This is a genomic window from Sporomusa sp. (assembly GCF_057736855.1).
The window spans coordinates 1-7276 of the sequence record NZ_JBYKYF010000154.1; the positions used below are offsets into that span (position 1 = coordinate 1).

Annotated in this window: 9 protein-coding genes; all 9 read left to right on the plus strand. The window is 42.3% G+C overall.

Going from position 1 to position 7276, the window contains the following annotated elements; translation table 11 throughout:
• Positions 1 to 732 (plus strand): FecCD family ABC transporter permease (locus tag AC29Z1_RS10835; protein ID WP_488271474.1); only part of this gene is annotated, 732 nt, incomplete at its 5' end.
• The gene (locus AC29Z1_RS10840; protein WP_488271475.1) at positions 729 to 1985 is read left to right on the plus strand and encodes an ABC transporter ATP-binding protein; all 1257 of its coding nucleotides are present in this window, start codon (positions 729 to 731) and stop codon (positions 1983 to 1985) included. The genes AC29Z1_RS10835 and AC29Z1_RS10840, both read left to right, overlap by 4 nt.
• A gap of 12 nt (positions 1986 to 1997) precedes the next feature.
• Entirely contained in the window at positions 1998 to 2225 is a 228-nt protein-coding gene (locus AC29Z1_RS10845; protein ID WP_488271476.1) for a hypothetical protein, read from the plus strand.
• 15 nt (positions 2226 to 2240) lie between these two features.
• Positions 2241 to 2831 (plus strand): cob(I)yrinic acid a,c-diamide adenosyltransferase, encoded by a 591-nt coding sequence (cobO, locus tag AC29Z1_RS10850; protein WP_488271477.1) that lies wholly within the window; start codon positions 2241 to 2243, stop codon positions 2829 to 2831.
• Between the two features lie 29 nt (positions 2832 to 2860).
• Positions 2861 to 3838, plus strand: coding sequence for a TIM barrel protein (locus AC29Z1_RS10855; RefSeq protein ID WP_488271478.1), 978 nt, complete (start codon positions 2861 to 2863; stop codon positions 3836 to 3838).
• A gap of 235 nt (positions 3839 to 4073) precedes the next feature.
• On the plus strand, positions 4074 to 4475 hold the full coding sequence (locus AC29Z1_RS10860) for an ATP-binding protein (protein WP_488271479.1): 402 nt from the start codon (positions 4074 to 4076) through the stop codon (positions 4473 to 4475).
• A gap of 14 nt (positions 4476 to 4489) precedes the next feature.
• Positions 4490 to 4792: an STAS domain-containing protein gene (locus AC29Z1_RS10865; RefSeq protein WP_488271480.1), complete on the plus strand. Its 303-nt coding sequence runs from the start codon at positions 4490 to 4492 to the stop codon at positions 4790 to 4792.
• A 21-nt stretch (positions 4793 to 4813) separates the two neighbouring features.
• A complete protein-coding gene (locus tag AC29Z1_RS10870; RefSeq protein ID WP_488271481.1) occupies positions 4814 to 5875 on the plus strand; it encodes a SpoIIE family protein phosphatase in 1062 nt (353 codons plus the stop codon).
• A gap of 166 nt (positions 5876 to 6041) precedes the next feature.
• The coding region (locus AC29Z1_RS10875) for a methyl-accepting chemotaxis protein (protein WP_488271482.1) at positions 6042 to 7276 on the plus strand (1235 nt) is incomplete at its 3' end.

A 7276-nucleotide genomic window follows, 5' to 3' on the forward strand; every position in this document is an offset into this window, starting at 1 on the left:
GGGGTATCCAGTGGCGCGGCGTTCGGAGCCGTTATTGCCATTGCATTAGGGTTGACGGCCAACGGGATTTTTTATATGCCATTATTTGCTCTTGGCGGTGCACTTTTGGCGGTTGGACTGACGGTGGCTTTAGCTATGCGCGACGGTAAAATTCCGGTGATGGTGCTTCTATTAGCTGGTGTTGCTATAAGCATGCTTATGGGAGCACTGACTTCTGGTGTATTGACTTTTATGAATGAGTACCGATTGCGGGAGTTTTTGTTCTGGACGGTGGGCGGGCTGGATTATCGTCGCTGGGAGCATGTATATCTGGCTGTTGGCCCAATCCTTACCGGCATTCTTGTTTTATTTTTATTGGCAAGGCATATCAATATTCTGACTTTAGGCGAACAAGAAGCACGTTCGGTAGGGGTTCCTGTTGCGTTTTTCCGGCTAATCTTATTATTTGTTTCATCCGTAACAACGGCGACTGCCGTATGTGTCAGCGGTATCATCGGGTTTGTGGGTTTAGTTGTCCCACATATTATGCGCCTATTACTTGGCCCAGAGCACCGTACTTTGCTGCCAGCCTGCGCCTTGGCTGGAGGTCTGTTTTTAGTGTCCTGTGATACGGTAGGACGGCTGTTGATCTCGCCCTCTGAGGTTCGGGTTGCTATTATGACGGCCATTCTGGGATCGCCTTACTTTTTGTATTTGTTGCGTAAAGCGCAGAAGGGAGGCGGGGTATCTTGAATGCGGCCAGTCAGATAGCGCTAACTGCTGAGAACGTAGGTGTAACCGTAGGCGATAGAGTTATTTTACGGGATGTTTCCTTAACCATTAAGTCAGGAGAATTTGTCGGTATTATTGGGCCAAATGGTGCAGGAAAAAGTACGTTGCTCAGGGGGCTGCGCGGCTTGGGAGCCATTACTTCCGGGGATGTCCGGGTTTTTGGCCAGTCCATACGCACTATGGGAGATAAACAACTGGCAAAAATTATTGCCTATATGCAACAGGAGGTTAATCTTGGTTTTGGCTTTACGGCACTGGAGGTGGTAATGGCCGGACGCTATCCTTACTTGAAATGGTGGCAGAGCGAGCAAGAGGAAGATTATGCGATTGCCAGAAAATACATGGAGTTTACCGGAGTTGCGGCATTAGCGGAAAAACCAGTGCAGGAGATGTCGGGTGGAGAGCGTCAGCGTGTGTTGTTGGCAAAAGTGTTGGCTCAGGAAACGCCACTTATCTTTTTAGATGAACCAACAGCCAGCTTGGATCTTCTGTATCAAGAAGAAATTTTTCGCTACTGCCAAACTGTGTGTGAGCAAGGGAAAACCGTGCTGATTATAGCGCATGATATCAAACTGGCAGCCAAATTTTGCTCCCGGCTGGTTTTGCTTGCCCAGGGCGCAGTTATTGCCGATGGCTCACCGCAGGAAGTCATTACTGCCGAAAATCTGGAAAAGGCATATGGCTTGCATTCGGCTGTGTTTATTAATAAAGTAACAGGAAATCTCGATATTCACACCTATGAGGCAGCCGGTACTTTGGGGAGCCGGCCATCGGTCCATGTGATCGGGGGCGGGGGATCTGCCGGACATATTATGCGTTTATTGCATGAACGAGCATATGTTATAAGTGCCGGGGTTTTACAACAAGGTGATACTGATGCAGAGGTCGCGGAGGCTTTTGGCATTCAGGCCATTATTAGTCAGCCTTTTTGTCCGTTAGGTGAAGAGCAGATAAGGGAAAATCGTGAGAAAATCCAGGCTGCAGACATTACGGTGCTATGCAATTTATACTATGGTGAGCAAAATCTAGCTAATCTTGAAGCAGCTTTTGACGCTAAGAGACTAATTGTTATTGAAGATACTGTTATTGATGACCGTGATTTTACTGGCGGAAAAGCTAGTGAACTGTACCGGAAGTTACTCAGTTTGCCGCAGGTGACAACTTTGAGTTCTATTCAGTTTGCCGAACAGATAGTAAAAGATAGACTAGAATGAGGAGGAATTTGTATGGAGCAATATATTCCGCAAGACTGGCCTTTTGATAAAATGCAACTTGCTGATAAAGAGGATAAAACCGGTGCAGTAACAGTAATCCTATTAGGCAACAACTGTACCAAGAGACGCATTAAGCTGTTTAAAGGCTTGAAAAATGGAGTGTTGGTAGCCAGAAAAAGTAAACGTGTTCGGCAAAACGGAAATAATGGAAGGTTCAAGTGGAGAATGTACTCCACTTGAGCTAATGCCGCCCTGATGGCGGGAGTTTTGACTCAGTGTAGGTTATGTATAAAAAAAAGGAGTGTTATCAGTATGGCAGACTCCCATGGATTAATTATTGTACATACCGGTAATGGTAAAGGAAAAACTACAGCCGCTTTGGGACTGGGAATGAGGGCCTGGGGACAAGGGCTAAGGGTACTTGTAATACAATTTATTAAAGGTAATTGGAAATATGGCGAATTAAAAGCTGCTGAAAAACTGGGTGGCGACTTTGTTATCCGTCAGATGGGTGAAGGGTTTGTAAAGACGAGTAGTGGCGATGAAATTGATGACCATAAGGCTGCAGCCCGCGAGGCATTGGAAAACGCCAGACAGGAAATTATGTCAGGCACATGGGGTATGATTATTTTGGATGAGATTAACTATGCCATTCAATATGGGCTAGTTTCGGTAGATGAAGTACTGGCGTTATTAGAAGCAAAACCAAGTTATTTGCACCTGGTGCTTACCGGACGCGATGCACACCAGGAAATTATTGATAAGGCCGATTTAGTAACAGAGATGAGAGAAATTAAGCATCCATATAAACAAGGGATAAAAGCGCAAAAGGGTATTGAATTTTAATAGACAAAATAACTGAGTGAGGATTTTACATGCTACAACTTATGAATTTATCGAATCACCACATGGACAATGAATTAATAGGCAACAACCCTGAACGTTTGGAAGCCTTGTTAACACGGTATAAGCTGGATGGGTTAGAAATGATGTTTTGTGCCCCTTGGGATTCTAATCTTCATAAGCCGGAGTGGATGCAAGGATGTCACTTGCGTTTTTGGCCCTGGTGGCTGGATTTTTGGCGGGGTGATTTGGGGAGCCTGCTTAAGCAGTTTGGTACTCTGGAGGAGATTATTAACTGCTATGGTGGGATAACCCGCGAAGCGTGGCTGAATATTTATCGCGATAATATCCGGACCGCAGCTGCGGCAGGTGTAAAATATCTCGTGTTTCATGTCAGCAATGCCAGGGTTCAGGAGCTGTTTAGCTGGCAATTTAGTGCTGACAGCCGCGAAGTAATAGCCGCTACCATTGAGGTAATCAACTCTCTGGCACCGGACATTCCGGAAAATATTGCCCTGTTATTTGAAAATCTTTGGTGGCCGGGGTTAACTCTTACAGATAAAGAATTGACAGCCATGTTACTTGATAACGTTACCCATCGCAATGTCGGTATCATGCTTGATACTGGTCATCTTATGAACACTAACCCATATCTAAAGACAGAAGAAGAAGGAGTGGAATATATTCTACATACCGTGGAGAATTTAGGGAGTTATGCCCGATTTGTCCGAGGTATTCATTTGCATCAATCTTTGTCGGGAAAATATATCCTGGACAGTCAAAAAAACGCCAACCAAAGCAAACCAGAATATAGCATGGAAGAAGTTATGCATCATGTATTACAGATGGATGCACATCGGCCGTTTACTACGCCTGCTGTTCAGAAAATTATCACCCATATCCGGCCTGAATTTCTGGTGCATGAATTTACACAACGTTCGCAACTTGACTGGGAACAAAAACTAAGTCAACAGATAAGGGCTCTCTATGCAAATAGGACGAAAATATAATTAATAATTACTAATAAATATTGCAAAAAAAATAAACTAAATGGAATTATATGGTTGGTAAATTATGCTTATAAAAGTTATACTTATATTATCAGATTAGAGAGAAATCAATAATAGTAGCGGGTGGAAATAGTTCGCAAGAATGCTGGCATGAAATTTCAAAAGAATTGATCTTTTGTTATTTCATGCCAATGTTCATTCCAGAGCCGGAAAATATGATGCGTGGGGTGGAGGTATGTATTGTTTTTCGACAATGGAAGAATTCTCAGGTTTGCGTGAAAGTATTCGGAATGAATTAGCTAAGATAATGGTTAGTGGGGTTGAACCATTGTTTGTTGCTATTAATGAAGCTGTAAATAATGCTATCTTTCATGGTAACAAGCAAGATAAGAATAAAAAGGTATATTTGACAATTACGAGATTACCTGATGAAATTAGAGTAGCTGTTCGTGATGAAGGGAATGGTTTTGTACCGATAGAGCAGCCACAAACAACCGACGATTTGCAGGAGCATGGTCGTGGACTTGCTATTATTGGTTTTTGTGTTGACCACTATTATTTTAATGAATTTCTTAATGAAATAGTTTTAATTAAGAAAGTGGCACTTTCGCCGACAGACGAAAGAAAAGCTGTCTAAAGGGGGCATTTGCATTGCAAATTAATTCTACTGTTGTCAATAATCAAGTTGTCGTAGATTTGGCCGGCAGCATGTATGTTGAAGGGGCAGAAATTTTGCGCGAGAAGCTAATCAGTTACCTAGAAAAAGGGTATAAGCACTTTGTAGTAAACATAAATAAGGTCGACTATATTGACAGTTCTGGGCTTGGTGTATTTGTTTCCATTCACAAACGGACGCGACAAAACGGCGGCAGTCTGGTCATCAGTGGTGCAGTTGGCTTTGTTAAAGAGTTGTTTGAACTGACTCGTTTAGATAGGGTATTTGATATGCAGTAATCATCTCAAGGGGAAGTAGTTATGAACGTACAAGAAAACATATTTTGTCAAGAAATGTGTAACTATTGTCAGCGGTTTGATTTGTTGGACATGCTCAATGATGCTGTAGTGTTGCTTGAAGCAAAACAGGGAAATGTTTTATTTATGAATCAAAAGGCATTGGAAATGTATCAGTATGATAAAGATGAGGTAGTTGGCTTGCCGCTAATATCCTTGACTAATTCTGCTGGCGGAACTATCAATTCTAATCTCGATATGGTGATTAACCAGGAAAATAAAGGTTATGTGTTTACTACAAATCATGTAAAGAAAGACGGAACTGTTTTTAAGGTTGAGGTAAGTGCCCGTTTTCTAATGATACATGGCAAGCATATTATAGCTGCTTTGATAAGGGATTTGACTGCTGAAGCAAAAATGCGTGAGGAACTGGCGGTAGCCGGAAAAATTTTACGGCGGTTGTTGCCAAGAAACTTGGAAACTGCTTTTTTTCACATGCGCACTGTTTATCAGCCGCTAAATGGTTTGAGCGGCGACTTATATGATGTCTGGTTTGATGAGGAAAACCAGGTTTTATATGGAATCATTATTGATGTGATGGGTCACGGGGTTGCGGCAGCCAGTCAGAGCGGCATTCTGCGCTATCTTTTTCGCCAGGCTGTTGAAAAATGCATTCCGGTAAATGACAAGCTAGCCTGGATTAATAACGAAGTCATTCCTTTTTTTAGTAGCGGTGGTTTTGCTGCTGTGTTATTATTTGAATTTGATTTTAAGTGTAGAATTTTGTCATATTCTTCAGCTGGGATCAATCAATTTTTCCGTTTAAGCTGCGCGGCGTCACCAGAAAAGGTTAAGAGTCCAGGCTTATTCGTGGGAATTCGCGAAAATGAAGGTTATGATCTGAATGTTATTTCCTTTCAGTCAGGTGATAGCTTTTTCTTTCTGACCGATGGCCTGCTTGATATCATAGAACAACATATGGATTCTTCACAGACTTTTTGGAGCATGTATGAACTATGTAAAAAACTTGCGCTTAGTCCAGAAGTAAAGGATGATGCTTCGGGTATTGGTATACTTATTCGATAAAAACTTGGCGTGTGCTAAGGGATTTAGGATTGGTAAGTTATTTATCAGTAGGTATTAGCATGTAGACACGAATGAAGAAATGAAATGACCGCTCTATCTGCCTTTTCCTGCCCAGGGAATTGCTCATAGAACAGTTTGGGATAGAAGCTTTTGGGAGTGAATCTTGATGAATATTAAAATGAAATTAGGATTTAAATTTGCGGTCAGCTTTGGCGTAATCTTATTGCTGATGGTTATTATGACTGTGAATTCTTATGTTAATTTACAACATTTAAAGGCAGATATGGCCAAAATCAGCGAAGCGAATAACCGAATGGCCATGGCAGATAGTATTACCATTCAGTATAAAAACATAGTAGGACTCTTTCGGGCTTATGCTGCTTATGGTGATGCCAGCTACTTGGAACAGACTATAACCGGTTTTGAAAATTTATTGAAATTAGAAAATGAACTTCTGGCTATAGCTAGGGCAGATAAGCGGCAAGAGGTTCAAGCTCTCATTGAGGAAACGTCGCAGTATAAAGACATCATTGTCAAAGAGTATTTGCCTATGGTTAAGAACTATCATGCTGCCAAAGAGGCGGGAAACTTCGCTGCGGCACAAGAGTATGGGAATAAGATGGCCGAGCTTGCCAAACGTGTTGCGCCGCAAGCCCAAGCGATATCAGACAAAGCTGATAAGTTGGCCGCAAACAATGCAAGTACAGCCAAAGCCTTGATTGATGATAGCCAGGTAAGTGCTGATCGGGTGAATCAGGTTTCCATTGTGGTTAGTCTGGTAGCGTTAGTGCTTGGCCTGATAATTGCTATAGTGTTAACCAATATGATTCGCAACCCCATGTTGGCCTTGACGGGTATTGCCAAACAATATGCGGAGGGAGATCTCCGCAATATTCCTGAAATTAAAACCAGTGACGAAATTGGCGAACTGGCCGATTCACTGAAGATTATGCACAATAATTTTGTCAGGATGATAACTCACATTCGGGAAGCCTCAAATCAGCTTGCGAGTGCGTCTGAGCAAATGGCGGCATCTACTGAAGAAGTCACGGCAACCAGTGAGGGAATTTCCAGGAGTATGCAGCATTTGGCTGGAGAAGCTGAAAATGGCAATAAATTTATGCTAGAGGCGTCACAGGCCTTGGTTGAGCTATCCAGTCTTATCCAAATTGCACGGAAAAAGGCCCATGATGCCTTGGAAAATTCCAAAGGTTCCCTACTGACGGCAGAAAATGGTCGGGCAAAAGTAACAGAAATTGTTGGCAAAATGGATAACATTACTGAGCAGACTAAGAAGTCCAGTGCAATTATTAGTGAATTGAGTGAGTATTCTCAGCAAATTTTCTATATCATTGATACCATTACCAGTATCGCCAATCAAACCAATCTTTTGGCGCTTAA

Bases quoted from the DNA above. Each gene is read 5' to 3' on its own strand.
- AC29Z1_RS10845 (WP_488271476.1), top strand. From the start codon at position 1,998: ATGGAGCAATATATTCCGCAAGACTGGCCTTTTGATAAAATGCAACTT.
- cobO (WP_488271477.1), top strand. From the start codon at position 2,241: ATGGCGGGAGTTTTGACTCAGTGTAGGTTATGTATAAAAAAAAGGAGT.
- AC29Z1_RS10855 (WP_488271478.1), top strand. From the start codon at position 2,861: ATGCTACAACTTATGAATTTATCGAATCACCACATGGACAATGAATTA.
- AC29Z1_RS10860 (WP_488271479.1), top strand. From the start codon at position 4,074: ATGTATTGTTTTTCGACAATGGAAGAATTCTCAGGTTTGCGTGAAAGT.
- AC29Z1_RS10870 (WP_488271481.1), top strand. From the start codon at position 4,814: ATGAACGTACAAGAAAACATATTTTGTCAAGAAATGTGTAACTATTGT.